This window comes from Nocardioides yefusunii (assembly GCF_004014875.1).
Taxonomy (GTDB): Bacteria; Actinomycetota; Actinomycetes; order Propionibacteriales; family Nocardioidaceae; genus Nocardioides; species Nocardioides yefusunii.
In genome coordinates this window covers 218,935-233,571 of sequence record NZ_CP034929.1, presented here as the reverse complement: position 1 = coordinate 233,571, position 14,637 = coordinate 218,935, and the positions used below count along the sequence as shown (strand labels likewise).

The 14,637-nt window shown below is 69.6% G+C and carries 14 protein-coding genes; 3 read left to right on the top strand and 11 right to left on the bottom strand.

Annotated elements, in window-relative coordinates; genetic code table 11:
- Nucleotides 1-3: 3 nt before the first annotated feature.
- The 5 genes from EOV43_RS00960 to EOV43_RS00940 form a co-directional block, all read right to left on the bottom strand.
- Nucleotides 4-1,632 carry an acyl-CoA carboxylase subunit beta gene (locus EOV43_RS00960; RefSeq protein WP_378529024.1) on the bottom strand — a complete coding sequence of 543 codons (1,629 nt, stop codon included), beginning with the start codon at nucleotides 1,630-1,632 and terminating at the stop codon, nucleotides 4-6.
- 87 nt (nucleotides 1,633-1,719) lie between these two features.
- Nucleotides 1,720-2,922, bottom strand: a complete 1,203-nt coding sequence (locus tag EOV43_RS00955; protein ID WP_239022167.1) for an acyl-CoA dehydrogenase family protein — start codon at nucleotides 2,920-2,922, stop codon at nucleotides 1,720-1,722.
- The gene (locus tag EOV43_RS00950) at nucleotides 2,919-4,769 is read right to left on the bottom strand and encodes an acyclic terpene utilization AtuA family protein (RefSeq protein ID WP_128219279.1); all 1,851 of its coding nucleotides are present in this window, start codon (nucleotides 4,767-4,769) and stop codon (nucleotides 2,919-2,921) included. Before EOV43_RS00950 ends, EOV43_RS00955 begins: the two co-directional genes overlap by 4 nt.
- Nucleotides 4,770-4,772: 3 nt before the next feature.
- The gene (locus EOV43_RS00945; protein ID WP_128219278.1) at nucleotides 4,773-5,570 is read right to left on the bottom strand and encodes a TIGR03084 family metal-binding protein; all 798 of its coding nucleotides are present in this window, start codon (nucleotides 5,568-5,570) and stop codon (nucleotides 4,773-4,775) included.
- A 161-nt stretch (nucleotides 5,571-5,731) separates the two neighbouring features.
- Nucleotides 5,732-6,340 carry a TetR/AcrR family transcriptional regulator gene (locus EOV43_RS00940; protein ID WP_239022166.1) on the bottom strand — a complete coding sequence of 203 codons (609 nt, stop codon included), beginning with the start codon at nucleotides 6,338-6,340 and terminating at the stop codon, nucleotides 5,732-5,734.
- A gap of 126 nt (nucleotides 6,341-6,466) precedes the next feature.
- On the opposite strand from EOV43_RS00940, the gene EOV43_RS00935 reads away from it, so the two are divergent.
- Complete coding sequence (locus EOV43_RS00935; protein ID WP_128219277.1) at nucleotides 6,467-7,360, top strand: DUF7847 domain-containing protein; 894 nt, start codon at nucleotides 6,467-6,469, stop codon at nucleotides 7,358-7,360.
- Between the two features lie 50 nt (nucleotides 7,361-7,410).
- Nucleotides 7,411-8,217: an SDR family oxidoreductase gene (locus EOV43_RS00930; RefSeq protein WP_239022165.1), complete on the top strand. Its 807-nt coding sequence runs from the start codon at nucleotides 7,411-7,413 to the stop codon at nucleotides 8,215-8,217.
- Between the two features lie 49 nt (nucleotides 8,218-8,266).
- On the opposite strand, the gene EOV43_RS00925 is transcribed toward EOV43_RS00930, so the two are convergent.
- Genes EOV43_RS00925 through EOV43_RS00900 form a run of 6 tightly spaced genes read right to left on the bottom strand, consistent with a single transcriptional unit; the run spans nucleotide 8,267 to nucleotide 13,879 of the window.
- Nucleotides 8,267-8,896, bottom strand: coding sequence for a histidine phosphatase family protein (locus tag EOV43_RS00925; protein ID WP_128219276.1), 630 nt, complete (start codon nucleotides 8,894-8,896; stop codon nucleotides 8,267-8,269).
- 4 nt (nucleotides 8,897-8,900) lie between these two features.
- On the bottom strand, nucleotides 8,901-9,692 hold the full coding sequence (locus EOV43_RS00920) for an amino acid ABC transporter ATP-binding protein (protein ID WP_128219275.1): 792 nt from the start codon (nucleotides 9,690-9,692) through the stop codon (nucleotides 8,901-8,903).
- A complete protein-coding gene (locus EOV43_RS00915) occupies nucleotides 9,689-10,603 on the bottom strand; it encodes an amino acid ABC transporter permease (RefSeq protein ID WP_128219274.1) in 915 nt (304 codons plus the stop codon). Before EOV43_RS00915 ends, EOV43_RS00920 begins: the two co-directional genes overlap by 4 nt.
- An 8-nt stretch (nucleotides 10,604-10,611) precedes the next feature.
- The gene (locus tag EOV43_RS00910; RefSeq protein ID WP_206611359.1) at nucleotides 10,612-11,481 is read right to left on the bottom strand and encodes an ABC transporter substrate-binding protein; all 870 of its coding nucleotides are present in this window, start codon (nucleotides 11,479-11,481) and stop codon (nucleotides 10,612-10,614) included.
- Nucleotides 11,482-11,499: 18 nt separating this feature from the next.
- Entirely contained in the window at nucleotides 11,500-13,143 is a 1,644-nt protein-coding gene (locus EOV43_RS00905; RefSeq protein ID WP_128219272.1) for a hypothetical protein, read from the bottom strand.
- Nucleotides 13,118-13,879, bottom strand: coding sequence for an ABC transporter ATP-binding protein (locus EOV43_RS00900; RefSeq protein WP_239022164.1), 762 nt, complete (start codon nucleotides 13,877-13,879; stop codon nucleotides 13,118-13,120). Before EOV43_RS00900 ends, EOV43_RS00905 begins: the two co-directional genes overlap by 26 nt.
- A gap of 152 nt (nucleotides 13,880-14,031) precedes the next feature.
- Here EOV43_RS00900 and EOV43_RS00895 point away from each other — a divergent pair, with 152 nt between their 5' ends.
- Nucleotides 14,032-14,622, top strand: coding sequence for a hypothetical protein (locus EOV43_RS00895; RefSeq protein WP_128219271.1), 591 nt, complete (start codon nucleotides 14,032-14,034; stop codon nucleotides 14,620-14,622).
- Nucleotides 14,623-14,637: the final 15 nt, after the last annotated feature.

The following is a 14,637-nucleotide window of genomic DNA, read 5'->3' as shown; positions in this document are numbered from 1 at the left end:
GCATCACAGGCGGAAGACGCCGAAGCGGTCGGTGCCCTCGGTCGGCACGGTGTCGATGGCGGAGAAGGCGATCCCGAGGATCGTGCGGGTGTCGCGGGGGTCGATGACGCCGTCGTCGTAGAGCATTCCGCTCAGCACGTACGGCAGGGACTGCTCCTCGACCATCTGCTCGACGAACGCACGCATCCCGGCATCGGCCTCCTCGTCGAACGGCTTGCCCTTCGCCTCGGCTGCGGCACGCGACACGATCGAGATCACGCCGGCGAGCTGGGCCGGGCCCATGACGGCCGACTTCGCGTTGGGCCAGGTGAACAGGAAGCGCGGGTCGTAGGCACGTCCGTTCATGCCGTAGTTGCCGGCGCCGTAGGAGGCACCGATCAGGATCGAGATGTGCGGGACGGTCGAGTTGGAGACCGCGTTGATCATCGACGCGCCGTGCTTGATGATGCCGCCCTGCTCGTACTCCTTGCCGACCATGTAGCCGGTGGTGTTGTGCAGGAACAGCAGCGGAGTGTCCTTGGCGTTGGCGAGCTGGATGAACTGCGTCGCCTTCTGCGCCTCCTCGGAGAACAGCACTCCCTGGGCGTTGGCGAGGATGCCGATCTCGCGTCCGTGCAGCTTGGCCCAGCCGGTGACGAGCGAGGAGCCGTAGAGCGGCTTGAACTCGTCGAAGACGACCTCGTTGTCGAGGCTGACGCCGTCGACGATCCGGACGATCACGTCGCGCGGGTCGAAGGGCTCCTTGAGGTCGGTCGGGATCAGTTCGAGGATCGACTCGGGGTCGTGCTCGGGCTCTGCGTAGGTGCGCTCGCCCTCGGGGCGCGCCTTCTTCCAGTTCAGACGCGCCACGATGCGACGTCCGATCCGGATCGCGTCGCGCTCGTCCTCGGCCAGGTAGTCGGCCAGACCCGAGATGCGGGCGTGCATCTCGGCGCCACCGAGCTCCTCGTCGTCGGTCTCCTCACCGGTGGCCATCTTCACCAGCGGCGGACCGGCCAGGAAGACCTTCGCCTGCTCCTTGACCATGACGGTGTAGTCGCTCAGGCCGGGGACGTAGGCGCCACCGGCGGTGGAGTTGCCGAAGACCAGCGCGATCGTGGGCTGACGACGGCCCGAGGCGCGGGCGAGGTCGCGGAAGATCTTGCCGCCGGGGATGAAGATGTCCTTCTGCGTCGGCAGGTCGGCACCCGCGGACTCGACCAGCGAGATCTGCGGCAGGTTGTTCTCCTGGGCGATCTGCGCGGCCCGGAAGGTCTTCTTCAACGTCCACGGGTTCGACGCGCCACCCTTCACGGTGGGGTCGTTGGCCGAGATCATGCACTCGACGCCCTCGACGACGCCGATGCCGCAGACGGTGGAGGCGCCGACGGTGAAGTCGGAGCCGTACCCGGCCAGAGGGGAGAGCTCGAGGAACGCGGAGCCCTCGTCGATGAGGAGCTCGATCCGCTCACGCGGGAGCAGCTTGCCGCGCTTCTTGTGGCGTTCGGCGTACTTCTCGCCGCCACCGGCGACCGCCTTGGCGTGCTCGGCGTCGAGGTCGGCGAGCTTGCCGAGGAGGTTCGCGCGACGCGCCTCCTCAGTGGTGAGCTCGGGCTGCTCGACAGCCTCGTTCTCGATGACGGTGTCAGTCACGGTTCCCCTCCTGGTCGTGGACTGCAGTGCTCTGCGTGGTCGTGCTGCTGGTGTGCGTGGTGCTGACGTGCGTGGTGCTGGTGATCGTCATGAGGCGTAGCCCAGGAGCTTGGCCGCGAGGTCGGTGAGGACCTCGGTGGCGCCGCCGCCGATCGGCAGCAGGCGGGCGTCGCGGTAGTGGCGTTCCACCTCGGTGCCGTGCATGTAGCCGGTGCCGCCGTGCAGCTGGACGGCCTGGTCGCAGACGTAGGTCGCGGCGTTGCAGGCGGTCTCCTTGGCCAGACAGGCCTGGGCGATGACCTGCTCGTTCGGGCCCCCGGCAGCGGTGTACATCTGGCCGACCAGGTGCGTGTACGCCTTCGCGGCCTCCACCTGGCGACGCATCTCGACGAGCTTGTGGCGCACCACCTGACGGGTGATGAGCGGCTTGCCGAACGTGTCGCGCTGACGGCAGTACTCCACGGTCAGCCGGAGCGAACGCTCAGCGATCCCGTAACCGTGGACGGCCAACGCCATCCGCTCGACGACGAACTGCTCGGCGATGTACCAGAAACCGGCGTTCTCGTCGCCGACGAGGTTCTCGATCGGCACCCGAACGTCGACGAACGAGATCTCGCCGGTGTCGGAGCAGTGCCAGCCCATCTTGGCGAGCTTGCGGTCCACCTGGAACCCGGGCGTCGAGGTGGGCACGACGATCAGCGAGATGCCGCCCGCGCCCGGCCCACCGGTGCGGGCGGCGACGGTGATGAAGTCGGCGCGGGTGGAGGAGGTGATGAAAGTCTTGGTGCCGTTGATGACCCACGCATCTCCGTCACGCACCGCGGTGGTGCGGATGTTGGCGACGTCGGAACCACCACCGGGCTCGGTGATGCCGAGCGAACCGATCATGTCGCCGGCCAGCGTCGGGCGGACGTAGGTGTCGACCAGGTGGTCGGAGCCGTGCGCCGCGATGTGCGGGCAGGCGATGCCATGGGTGAAGAGCGCCGACACGAGACCGGACGTGGCACCTTCGGAGAAGAGCCCTTCCTGGACGGCGATGGTGTCGAGCAGGCCGCCGCCGTCACCACCGACCGACTCAGGGAGACCGATGCCCATGAGGCCGGCCTCGGCGGTCTTCTTGTGGAGTTCGCGGGGCAGGGCGCCCTCGTCCTCCCACTGCTGGATGTGGGGGAAGATCTCGCGTCGGGCGAACTCGGCGGCAGCGGCCTTGAGGGCCTCGCGGTCCTCGGCGGTCGATTCGCTCGCGTGCAGGTCAGTGGTGCTGGCGGTGTCGTTCACGGTGGTGGTCACAGGAGCTCCTCGGGAATCTCGGCGTGGCGGGCACGGACCCATTCGCCCAGGGCCTTGGCCTGGGGGTCGGTGCGGGTGCCGGCGGCCACACCGGCTCCGAGAAGGCCACGGACGACGACGTTGACGGCGCCCAGGTTGGGCAGGGCGTAGACGTCCACGTCCAGGTCGGCGGCCTCGGGGACGAGGTCACGCACGACGTCGGGGGTGATGAGGTCGAGCAGCCAGTCGACGCGGGCCTTGCGCAGCCCGGAATCAGACGTAGCGTCGCTCGTGTTCGCGACCCAGAGGCCGATGTTGGCGTCGCCACCCTTGTCGCCCGAGCGGGCGTGGACGAAGGTGCCGAGCGGCCTCTTCACCGTCGCTCCGCTCCCGGACGTCATAAGAATCGGGGCCTCTGCCCCCGGATTCTTATGACGTCCCGCGGAAGGGGTGACGCCGGCTGTGCGGTGAGCAGCGAGGGCATCGGTGGTGGCGAGGTCGGTGGGGTCGGCGATGACCTCACGTCGTCCGTCGTGGTGGACGACCGTGTGCTCGACGGCGGTGCGGGCCACGTACTCGGGCCGGTAGATGCCATACGGGGTGGCCGGCGACGGCGGCGCCGTGAGCGTGAAACCGGGGTAGGACGCGAGCCCGAACTCGACCGCCGGGGCGGTGAGGCCCTTGCCGGCGACCTTGCCGTCGGGGTCGAGCACCGAGCAGCGCAGCACGCAGGAGGCGGCCTCCATCGTGGCCGGGTCCTCGGCGGGGACACTGGTGAGCGCCCACTGGACCTTCGCCGGACGCTTGCCCGACGCGGCCCACGCAGCTTCCAGCTGCGCCTTCGCCCACGCGACCTTGGCGTCGACGTCGAGGCCGGTCACGAGGAACTCGATGCTGTTGCGGAACCCACCGAGCTCGTTGAGGCAGACCTTGAGCTGCTCCGGCGGCGCCGATCCGGTGACGCCGCTGATCGCGACGCGGTCCTCGGACTCCTGCGCGATCGCGATCGACTCGAGGTGCGTGGTCACGTCGGGGTTGAGGTAGTGCGCGGACTGGATCTCGTAGACCAGCTGCGCGGTGACGGTGTCGACGGTGACCGCTCCCCCGGTGCCGGCGTGCTTGGTGATCACGCTGGATCCGTCGGCGGCGATCTCGGCGAGCGGAAAGCCCATCTTCTGCTCCCGCGCGGCGGCGGGCAGCGACATGAAACCGGAGAAGTTGCCGCCGGTGGCCTGGGTGCCGCACTCGATGACGTGTCCGGCCACGACCGCACCGGCGAGGGCGTCGTACTGGTCGGGCGTCCAGCCGTGGAAGTGCGCAGCCGGCCCGACCACGAGGGAGGCGTCGGTGACGCGACCGGTGACGACGACGTCGGCACCTGCGCTCAGGGCAGAGGTGATGCCGAAGGCGCCCAGGTAGGCGTTGGCGGTGAGAGCGTTGTCCCAGCCGAGTTCCTTGGCCGAGGCGCGCAGGTCGTCGCCGACGACAGTGGCGATCCGCGGTGCGAGCCCGAGACCGGACGCGACCTCGCGGAGCTTCTCGACCAGGCCGGTCGGGTTGAGGCCACCGGCGTTGACGACGATCTTGACGCCCTTCTCCAGGGCGAGACCGAGGCTCTGCTCGGCCTGACGCACGAAGGTGCGGGCGTAGCCGAGGTTCGGGTCCTTGAAGGTGTCCTTGCCCAGGATCAGCAAGGTGAGCTCGGCGAGGTAGTCGCCGGTCAGGTAGTCGAGGCTCTCAGATTCAGACGTGGCGCGGGCGAGCATCTCGTGCATGGCCGAGAGCCGGTCTCCGTAGAAGCCGGACATGTTGCCGATGCGGGCGGCGCGGCCCTGGCTGCTGGAGGCGACAGTCCCCTTGTCGCTCATGGCTCAGTTCCCTTCGCTCTGCGTGGCCTTCGGCGGACGTCCGCCACCCGCGGGCCCGGCGAAGGCCTGCGCGATCCGCAGCCACTGCTCGGCGTCGGCGCCGACGGCGGTCAGGTCGGTGTCGTCGCGGTGGACGCGCTGGGTGACCAGCCGGCAGAAGTCGTCGGCGGATCCGGTGACCTTCTGGGCGGCGTCGTCGGGACCGTAGGTCCAGACCTCACCTGAGGGTGCGGTCAGCTCGACCCGGAACTCCTCGGTCGGCTTCTCGAACCCGGCGTTGGTGAAGGCGTAGTTGCGGGTGCGGACGCCGATGTGGGCGACGTGCTTGATCCGGTCGGTCTTCTCGAGCTCGACGCCGAGCGCGTCGGCGACGTCCAGGCCGTGGGCCCAGGTCTCCATGAACCGGGCCGACGCCATCGAGGCCGGCGACATCGGCGGGCCGAACCACATGATCTTCTCGCCGGTCGGGAACTCGGCCAGGGTCTTGGCGAGCGCCGGACGGGCGGTCTGCCAGCGGGCCAGCAACTGGGCCGGCTCGACGGCGGCACCTTCGGCTGCCTGCTCGTCGACGTAGCCGGTGGGGTTCATGATCGCGCCCATGACCTGGGCGTCCCAGGCTTCCTTGTCGGTGGCCGCGTGGACGGCGACCTCGTCGGTCCAGGCGAGGTGGGCGATGGTGGTGGCGATGTCCCAACCTGCGGCGGGGGTGGCGGTGCGCCACTGCTCCGCGGTGAGCGGGGCGACGAGCGCCTCGAGGCGGTCGCCCTCGGCTGCGAGGTCGGTGAGCACGTCGTCGAGCACGGGTTTCTCCCTGTTTCTGTGCTGCCTGCTGAGTGATGGTGAGGTGTTCGTGGGGGTGGTGGGGGTGGTGGATCCGTACCGGCGTCTCGCTCCCTCCGCGGGACGCCGGTTGGTCTGTGTGGGTACTGCCGGGTGGTGCTGGCTGGTGCGGGTGCCGGGTGTCAGCGCCCGAGTTGGGCGTCGACCGTGGCGGCCCAGGCGTCGAGGACGCGGGCCCGGCGTCGAGCGTCGTCGGTGACGGTGTTGGCCAGTCCGAGTCCGCGCAGGAGGTCGAGGGTGGCCTGGACGAGCTCGCGGGGGCCGCGCTCGTTCCCGTCGACACCGAGCGCGGTGGCCGTGAGGAAGTGGGTCTGGCGTCCGACCTTCTCCTCGAGCAGTTCGACGGCCTCGTGGAGCTGGGGTTCGGTGCGGGCCGCGACCCAGAGTTCGAGGGCGGCGGCGAAGATCGGGGCGGTGAAGTGCTCGGCGAGCAACTCCAGGACCGCGCGGGTGCGTCCGGGACCGGTGGGGGCGTCGGCGAGGGCCGCGGTGAGTTCGGCGCCGCGGGTGTCGGCGATGTGTTCGACGGCGGCGACGACGAGGTCGTTCTTGGTGGGGAAGTGGTGCAGCTGAGCGCCGCGGGAGACTCCTGCGCGCTGGCTGACGAGGGTGGTGGAGGTGCCGGAGAAGCCCTTCTCGACGAGGAGCTCGACGGTGGCTTCCATGAGGCGGGCCCGCATGGCGCGGGTGCGTTCCTCCTGGGGGACGCGGGGGGCGGTGGTGCTGGTCACAGGAACAGCGTGGACCCGAACAAACAAACAGTCAAGCCTGTCTGTTTGTTTGTTCACGCCGGTCTCGTCCAGTTCGAGATGTGACCCAGGTCGCGCCCTCGCGCCGTACTGCCTAGAGTTCGGCCCATGTCTTCGACTCCGCCCGACGACCCCAACACTCCCGACGGCCAGAATCCGTACGGCCAGGACCCGTACGGCCAGCAGCCCCCGCAGGACCCGCACGGACGCCCGATCCCGCCGCAGGACCCCTACTCCCAGCCCCAGTACGGCCAGAACCCCTACGGCCAGAACCCGTACGGCCAGCAGCCCTACGGCCAGCCGCAGGGCAAGGCGCAGTACGACGGCACCCAGCCGCTCCAGCGCTGGAGCGCGACCGACTCGTTCGGCTGGGCCTGGCGCGCGTTCAAGGGCAACTGGGGCGTGCTGGTCCTGCTGACCCTGCTCATGGGTCTGCTCACCGGTGGCGTCAGCGTCGGCAGCGTGATCGCCGACGGCGGCTTCGACGAGCTCACCAACCTCGACAGCACCGGCGCTTCGGGCGGCTTCAGCCTCGCCAGCATGATCGGGAACGTCCTAACGATGCTGATCTCGCTGCTCTTCACCGCAGCGTTCGCGAAGGCCGGCATCCTGGCCACGCGCGGCCACCGCCTGAAGTTCGGCGACCTGTTCACCGACATCAACTGGGTCCAGGTCTTCCTGGTCTCGCTGCTGACCTCGGTGATCACCATGATCGGCATCGTGCTGTGCGTCCTGCCGGGCATCATTGCCGCGGTGCTGCTCTGCTTCGCCGTCTACGCCGTGGTCGGTGCAGGCGACAACGCGATCGCCGCGCTCAAGACGTCGGTCAACCTGGTCAAGGGCGCCCCGGGGCAGGTCATCCTGCTGCTGTTGCTCTCGGTGCTCGTCGTGACGGCAGGCGTCTGCGCCTGCGGCGTCGGATTCTTGGTCGCCTACCCGATCACGACCCTCGCTCTGGCCCACGCCTTCCAGGCACTGCGCGGAGAACCGATCGTCGGCTGACGCATCAACCCCCTTTCAACGACGACGGGGACGTGCCACACTCGGCGGCCATGAAGACCGCCCGTGGCACGTCCCCGTCCCGCATGTCCGGCAAGCCCTCGACGGTTCTGGTCACCGGCGCCTCGTCCGGGCTCGGGGCGGAGATGGCCCGCCAACTCGCCGCTGCCGGCCATGACCTCGCCCTCTGCGCCCGCCGCACCGAGCGCCTCGACGCACTGCGCACCGAGATCCTCGCCGCGCACCCCGGACGGACCGTGCTGGTGCGGGCCCTCGACGTCGACGACCACGACGCCGTCTTCGCAGTGGTGCGCGCCTTCCGCGATGACTTCGCCGCCTTGGGTCGGACGCTGGACCGCGTCGTCGTCAACGCCGGGCTCGGCAAGGGCGCCCCGTTGGGCACCGGCCGGTTCGACGTCAACAAGCAGACCGCGACCACCAACTTCGTCTCCGCTCTCGCCCAGGTCGAGGCCGCGATGGAGGTGTTCCGGGCCCAGGACGGCGGCCATCTGGTGGTGGTCTCCAGCGTCTCCGCGATGCGTGGGATGCCGAAGGCGATGACCGCCTACGCCGCTTCCAAGGCGGGCGTCGCAATGCTCGCCGAGGGCCTGCGCACCGAACTCCACGGCAAGCCGCAGTTCCGCTTCACGGTGCTGCACCCCGGCTACATCGCCTCCGAGATGAGCGGCACCAAGGAGGGCGGCAGTCCGTTGATGGTCTCCACCGAGAAGGGTGTGCGGAGCATGGTCGCCGCGATCCTCGCGGAGAAGAAGCACGCCACCGTCCCGGCCTGGCCGTGGGTCCCGGTCGGGTTCGTGCTGCGGCACGCACCGCTCGGCGTCGTCCGGAAACTCGTCTGACGCATCTGCGGCGCCGTGCTACCGCTCAGCGGCTCATCGGCTCAACGGCTCAGCGGTAGGTGGTCTGCTCCCGCGTCAGGTGGACGTGGGTGTTCCAACTGACCAACGTCAGCCCACGCCGTCCCGACAGGACCGTCGTGACGGAGGTGTTGACCATCGCCGGCATCAGCTTGCGGTAGGCAGGGCGGCCACCGTCGACGAGGTGTGCGGCGACGGTCGCGATCGGTCCGCCGGAGGTGACCACGAGCGTCGTCCCCGACCCTGAGGCGTCAGCCAACGCGGCGAGGACCCTCGACTCGAAGGCGTCGCGTGACTCCTGGCCCGGCTCGTCGTCGCCTGCCAACCAGCGATCGGTGGCCTCCTCGTACCAGGTCTGGAAGAGGCGGGCGCCGTCCGGAGCGGTGGTGTCCATGCGTTCGGCCGAGCCGATGAGTTCGAACTCGTCCCACCGCTCGTCCACCGCGACGGGGACGTCCCACCCGGCGGCAGCGATCGCCAGTGCGGCGGTGTCCCGCTGGCGGCGCAGACCCCCGTGGACGATCCGGTCAGGGACGACGCCGGACGCTGCGAGTGCAGCACCGACGAGCCCTGCCTGGTGTTCGCCGGTCGTCGAGAGTCGGTCGTAGTCGGACGTCCCGAAGGACGCCTGACCGTGGCGGACGAGCAGTACCTGCCCCATGGGCTCAGCCTCTTTCCAGAACTCGGGCCAGGAACTCGCGGGTGCGGTCCTCGCGTGGTGCGGTGAAGATCTGCGACGGGGGCCCCTGTTCGAGGACGCGTCCGGCCTCCAGGAAGCAGACCTTCGTGGCGACCTCGCGGGCGAAGTCCATCTCGTGGGTGGCGAGCACCATCGTGGTGCCCTGCGCGGCCAGTTCACGGACCGCTCGTAGGACGTCCCCGACGAGCTGCGGGTCGAGGGCTGCGGTGATCTCGTCGAGCAGCAACAGCGTGGGGCGGGTCGCGAGGGCACGCACCAGGGCGACGCGCTGCTGCTGGCCGCCGGAGAGTTGGTCGGGGTGCGCGTCGGCCTTGTCGGCCAGACCGAAGCGGGCCAGGAGGTCGCGGGCCTGCGCCTCAGCGTCCTTCTTCGCGATGCCGTGAACCCGGCGCGGCGCGAGGGTGACGTTGTCGATCACCGAGAGGTGCGGGAACAGGTTGTAGGCCTGGAAGACGGTTCCGATCCGGGCCTTCACCGCACGGGCGTCGACGTGCGGGTCGGTGATCTCGGCGCCCTCGAGGTGGATGGTGCCGTCGTCGACCTGTTCGAGCAGGTTGAGGCACCGCAGCAGCGTCGACTTCCCCGAACCCGACGCACCGATCAGGCAGACGACGTCGCCGGCAGAGACGTCGAGGTCGACGTCGTCGAGCACGACGCGGTCGCGGTAGGTCTTGCGCAGACCACGGACCTGCAGCAGCGGCGCAGGTGCCTCAGAGGCGGGCGTCTCGGGGGTGGGCGTCCCAGCAGCATCCGTCATCGGGCACCTGCCCTCTCCCGCTCGACGGTGCGTCGCTGCAGGTGGTCAGTGAGGCGTGCCAACGGGATCGTGATGACCACGAAGAAGCACGCCACGACCACCATCGCGGTGTAGTTGAAGTGGTAGTTGCCGTAGTCGCGGGCCGAGAAGACGGCGTCGAAGATGCCGATCGTCGAGACCAGTGCAGTGTCCTTCTGCAGCGACACGAAGTCGTTGAGCAGCGGCGGCCCGACCCGACGGATCGCCTGCGGGACGATCACGTGTCGCATCGCCTGGAACCGGCTCAGACCGAGCGCCTCCGCACTGGCCCACTGCGAGGGGTGGATCGACTCGATGCCGGCCCGGAACACCTCCGCGACGTACGCACCGTAGGAGAGCACCAGCGCGACCAGCGCCCAGAAGAAGAGGTCGTTGGTGACGCCGACCAACCCCAGTGCCGGGATGCCGAAGCCGCACAGCAGCACCAACAGGATCGTCGGGACGCCCCGGAAGAGGTCGGTGTACGCCGTCGCCAGGAGCCGGACCGGGGTCATCAGCGCCGAACGCGACTGACGCGTCAACGCCACCGCCAGGCCGAGCAGCAGGATCAGCGGCTCCGCGATCAGGAACATCTTCACGTTGAGCCAGAACCCCGAGAGGATCTGCGGGAACGACTCCCGAGCGTGCTCGGCGGAGAAGAACGTCTCCTTGACGCGCTCCCAGCCGGGCAGTTGGGTGACGCCGAACGCGACGGCGACGAAGAAGAGCACCGTCACGACGGAGGCGACCACCAACGACCGGCGACGCAGGGTCGCGCGGACCCTGCGTCGTTCCAGTTCGTGCTCACTGGGCCGCCACGTGCCCCCGGCTCCGGGGGCAGGTGCGGTGCCCGGCGCGTCCGGCGTCACGGTCGGGTGTCCCGAGAAGTCCACCGTCGCGATCAGTCGAGGGCGGGAACGCCGACGACCTGCGAGAGCCACTCGTTCTCGATGTCGGCGAGGGAACCGTCGGCGATCATCTCCTCGAGCGCAGCGTTCACGCACGGGGTCAGCTTGCTGCCCTTGCCCAGGACCAGACCGAACTTCTCCTGGTCGGCGGTGTCGGGCTGGAACTGGCCGACGAGCTCGGCCTCGGGGATCTCGACCGCGGTGATGTAGAAGGCGGTGGGAAGGTCGGCGATGATCGCGTCGACCTGACCGTTGAGGAGAGCCTGCTTGGCGGCGTTCGTGGTCTCGAAGACCATCTCCTTCGCCTTCGGCTTGATGACCTCACGGATCGCGGTCAGCGACGTCGTGCCGGTCTGGGCACCGATCTTGAGGTCGGTCAGGTCACCGAGGGACTTCACCTGGACCGCACCGTCCTTGAGGACGATCGCGGCCTGCGCGGCGGAGTAGTAGCCGGTGGAGAAGTCGACGGCCTTGGCGCGGTCGGCCGAGATGGAGACCTGGTTGATCGCGAAGTCGAACTTCTTGGTGCCGGGTGCGTAGATGTTGTCGAACGGGACGGTGGTCCAGGAGACGGCGTCGTCGTCGAAGCCCAGACGCTCGGCGACCTCGTAGGCCACCGCCGACTCGAATCCCTTGGCGTTGGTCGGGTCGTCGTCGACGAACCACGGCTCGAACGCCGGGGAGTCGGTGGCGATGACGAGATCAGCGCCGTCCTCGGCCAGCACCGCGGACTCCGCGCAGGTCTTCGCGTCGTCGGCGGTGACCGTGTTGCCGTCGCCCGGCTCGCTCTCCTCGACGCCACAGGCGCCGAGCGCCAGCAGGAACGGAAGGGTGGCCAGAGCAACGGTTCGACGAGTACGCATGGCGTGAATGCTAGGTCCTCACGCTGCGACGGTGGTGACGACTGCCGCACGACGGATCGGATCGACCCATGCACGACGGGCCCGCCGCAGCCGCACACCCGACCAGACGACGAACGGAACGGCCTCGGCCAGCACGATCCAGAACGGGCCCCCGGTCTGGACGACGATCGAGGCGGTGGTGGAGAAGACCATCGCGGTGAGCGTCGTGGAGAGGGCCAACTTCGCCGAGTAGCCCACCATCACCGACGGCGGTGCGGGGGTGGCACGCGCCGAACGCAGGTTGACCGCGAACGGCTTGCGCACCGACCACGTCATCGCGACCGCGACCACCTGCAACGTCACCACGGCCACCGTCACCGCGACCGCGAGCAGTTCGGCACCCGTGGGGGTGCCGGCCCGCACCGAGGCGAGGAGGAGCGTGATCGCGCAGGCCAGCAGCAGCCATTCGGTCATCACCCAGGCCCGGACGTCGAACACCTTGCCGGCGTCCACGGGCAGGCTCTCGCGCCACAGGCCACCGCGACCGTCCAACGACCACGCGTTGACGCCGAACAGCAGCACGCCGCCGGAGACCACCAGGCCGGGCAGGATCATCACGTTCTCCCACGGCAGACCACCGGCGAGCGCGACCAGACCGGGGCCGACGGCCAGGACGGTGATGCCACGACGCATCGGCACCGCACGCCACACCGAGGCGCGGTCCAGACGCCGCAGCATCGCCGTGACCGTGCGCGGGTTCGGGGAGGGCTGGTGGTGACGCGTCTCGGCCTTGGCCTCGTCGTGGGTGCTACGTCGGGCAGCGACGTTGGCCGCCCAGCCGCCCAGGTAGAGGGACACGACGGTGATCGCCAGCATCGCCACCACCGCCAGCACGAACGCCGGGGAGAACCCCTGGACGCCGGCCGCGACGACCTCGAGCGTCGGGGCGGCGTCGAAGACGTCACCCGTGTGGCCGCTGAGCTGGATCCACGCCGCGAGGGCGGCCAGCGCGAGACCGATGCCGCGCACGACCCAGACCCCGCCGGGGCCACGACGCACCACCTCGACCCACCACGCGACTGCCTGGGCGAGCACGGTGGTGGTGAGGATCCACAGCACCATCAGCGTCTGCAGGTAGGGGAACGCGGACAGCCCCATCGCGAACGACGCCGCGCCCAGCAGGAACCAGGACTGAAGCATCCACGCAATGTTGAACGGGGCCAGCAGCAACGCACCGAAGTGGTCGGTGGTCGCCGAGACCGGGAACGCCGCGGCGTTCTCCTTCGACAGGAGCTCACGGCCACCGCCCGAGGCGATGCCGGAGGCGATCGTCAGCCCCAGGAAACCGATCATGAGGCTGGGCAGCAGGAGCAGGGTGTCGAACGCGATCGTGTCGGCGTCACCGGCCAACGGGGAGAACAGCGGCCCCACCCAGGCAGCCAGCGTGATCACGGACAGGACCCCGAGGACGATCGGCAGCACCTTGGGGTTGCGGACCGTCCCGATCGAGAACCGCACCAGGTGGGCGGTGTCGTCCCAGGCCCGACGCACCTCGACGGGGTGCCAGGCCGGAAGGCTCGCTCCGGTGGCGGGGACACCGCCGGTGGCGCGCACCGACGGGATCTGGCCGCGGTAGCCGGTGGGGAGCCGGACCGGGTCAGTCGAGGAGGGCACGGTAGGCACGCGCTCCCTCCTCACCCTTGAGGTCATAGGTCTCCATGTCGGCCACGCGTGCGCCGCCGCGCAGTACCAGTGCGGTGGAGCAGGCCTCGACGGCGAGCTCGCGCAGGTGGGTGGAGAGCAGGACGGCAGCGCCACGCTCGGTCGCTTCGCGCACGACGTCGAAGGTGGCCTCGACGCCGGTGGGGTCGACGCCGTCGAAGGGTTCGTCGAGCAGCAGCACGTCGGGTTCGTGGAACGCAGCGAGCAGCACCGAGAGGCGTCGGCCCATGCCGTGGGAGAAACCGGTGGTGGTGCGGTGCGCGACGCCGGAGAGTTCGAAGAGTTCGAGCAGGTGGGTGGCGCGGTCCTCCCAGCCGGTCATCCGGCGCAGGGTCGCCGCGAGTTGGAGGTGCTCCCACGGGGTGGCGCGCGGGACGAGACCGCCGACGTCGGGGCAGTAACCCACGGCCCGCTTCACGCCGAGCGGGTCACGCGCGACGTCGATCCCGGCGACGTGGACACGTCCCTCGGTGGGCGGGACGACTCCGGCCAGGACCCGCATGGTGGTCGACTTGCCGGCACCGTTGCGCCCCAGCAGCGCAGTGGACGCGCCGCCGGGGGCAGCGAACGAGACGCCGGTGACGGCCTCGACGGTCCCGAACCGGACGTGGAGGTCGTCGACGAGGACGGCGACGTCGGCCGGGGACGGCAGGACGGGCTGGGGGCCGGGGGTCGTACCGGGAGTGGGTGCGCTCACACCGGCGATTCTCGGGCAGCGCGCCGTGGTTCACCCGGGAAACGCGTGATCGGGTGCCGTGCTCCCCCCGGACGTCATAGGAATCGAGGGTTGTGACCCTCGATTCCTACGACGTCCCGGCGTCGTTGGTGGGGTGGGGCAGATCCCGCACCATGACTCAGCACACGGGTGGCTCTCCTCGGCGCCGACGCGCCTGGGGGTTCGCGGTGATCGGCGCAGCAGTGATCGGCGGCGTCGTCCTCCTTGCACTGCCTGACGGACCCGCCCGCGCCTGCACGATGATCGGGAGTTCGAGTGCGTTGACCGTCGCGCTTCCCACCGACGTCGTCGACGGCGTCGAGACCTTGGACGTCGAGCTCTGTCAGGACGGCGAGTGCCGATCGTCTCGACGACAACCGGTGATCGTCGACGCCGCCCATGACTGGGATCTCACCGTGCTCGCCGAGTCCGGGTCACTCCCTGCCGACGTCGACCCCGAGAAGCTCACGACCCTCGTCGGGGACTACAACAACCTCGTCCACCTGCCACTCCACCCACGCGCTGATCTGGGTGACGCATGGACCGCTGCCCCCGGCACCACCGTGACCGTGGTGGGGACGGCAGCTGACGGCTCCCAGGTGTTCAAGCACTCGGAGGTCTTCGCGTTGATGCAGGACTACCCGAACGGACCTGACTGCGACGCCGGCACGAACTGGCTCCAGCACACCGTTGAGGTTCCGAACCCCGCCGTACGACCCGCCTGACCCGGTCTCCTGCGG

Excerpts from the sequence above, each read along its gene's own strand:
- EOV43_RS00950 (WP_128219279.1), bottom strand. The coding sequence starts at position 4,769 with ATGAGCGACAAGGGGACTGTCGCCTCCAGCAGCCAGGGCCGCGCCGCC.
- EOV43_RS00935 (WP_128219277.1), top strand. The coding sequence starts at position 6,467 with ATGTCTTCGACTCCGCCCGACGACCCCAACACTCCCGACGGCCAGAAT.
- EOV43_RS00930 (WP_239022165.1), top strand. The coding sequence starts at position 7,411 with ATGAAGACCGCCCGTGGCACGTCCCCGTCCCGCATGTCCGGCAAGCCC.
- EOV43_RS00925 (WP_128219276.1), bottom strand. The coding sequence starts at position 8,896 with ATGGGGCAGGTACTGCTCGTCCGCCACGGTCAGGCGTCCTTCGGGACG.
- EOV43_RS00920 (WP_128219275.1), bottom strand. The coding sequence starts at position 9,692 with ATGACGGATGCTGCTGGGACGCCCACCCCCGAGACGCCCGCCTCTGAG.
- EOV43_RS00910 (WP_206611359.1), bottom strand. The coding sequence starts at position 11,481 with ATGCGTACTCGTCGAACCGTTGCTCTGGCCACCCTTCCGTTCCTGCTG.
- EOV43_RS00895 (WP_128219271.1), top strand. The coding sequence starts at position 14,032 with ATGACTCAGCACACGGGTGGCTCTCCTCGGCGCCGACGCGCCTGGGGG.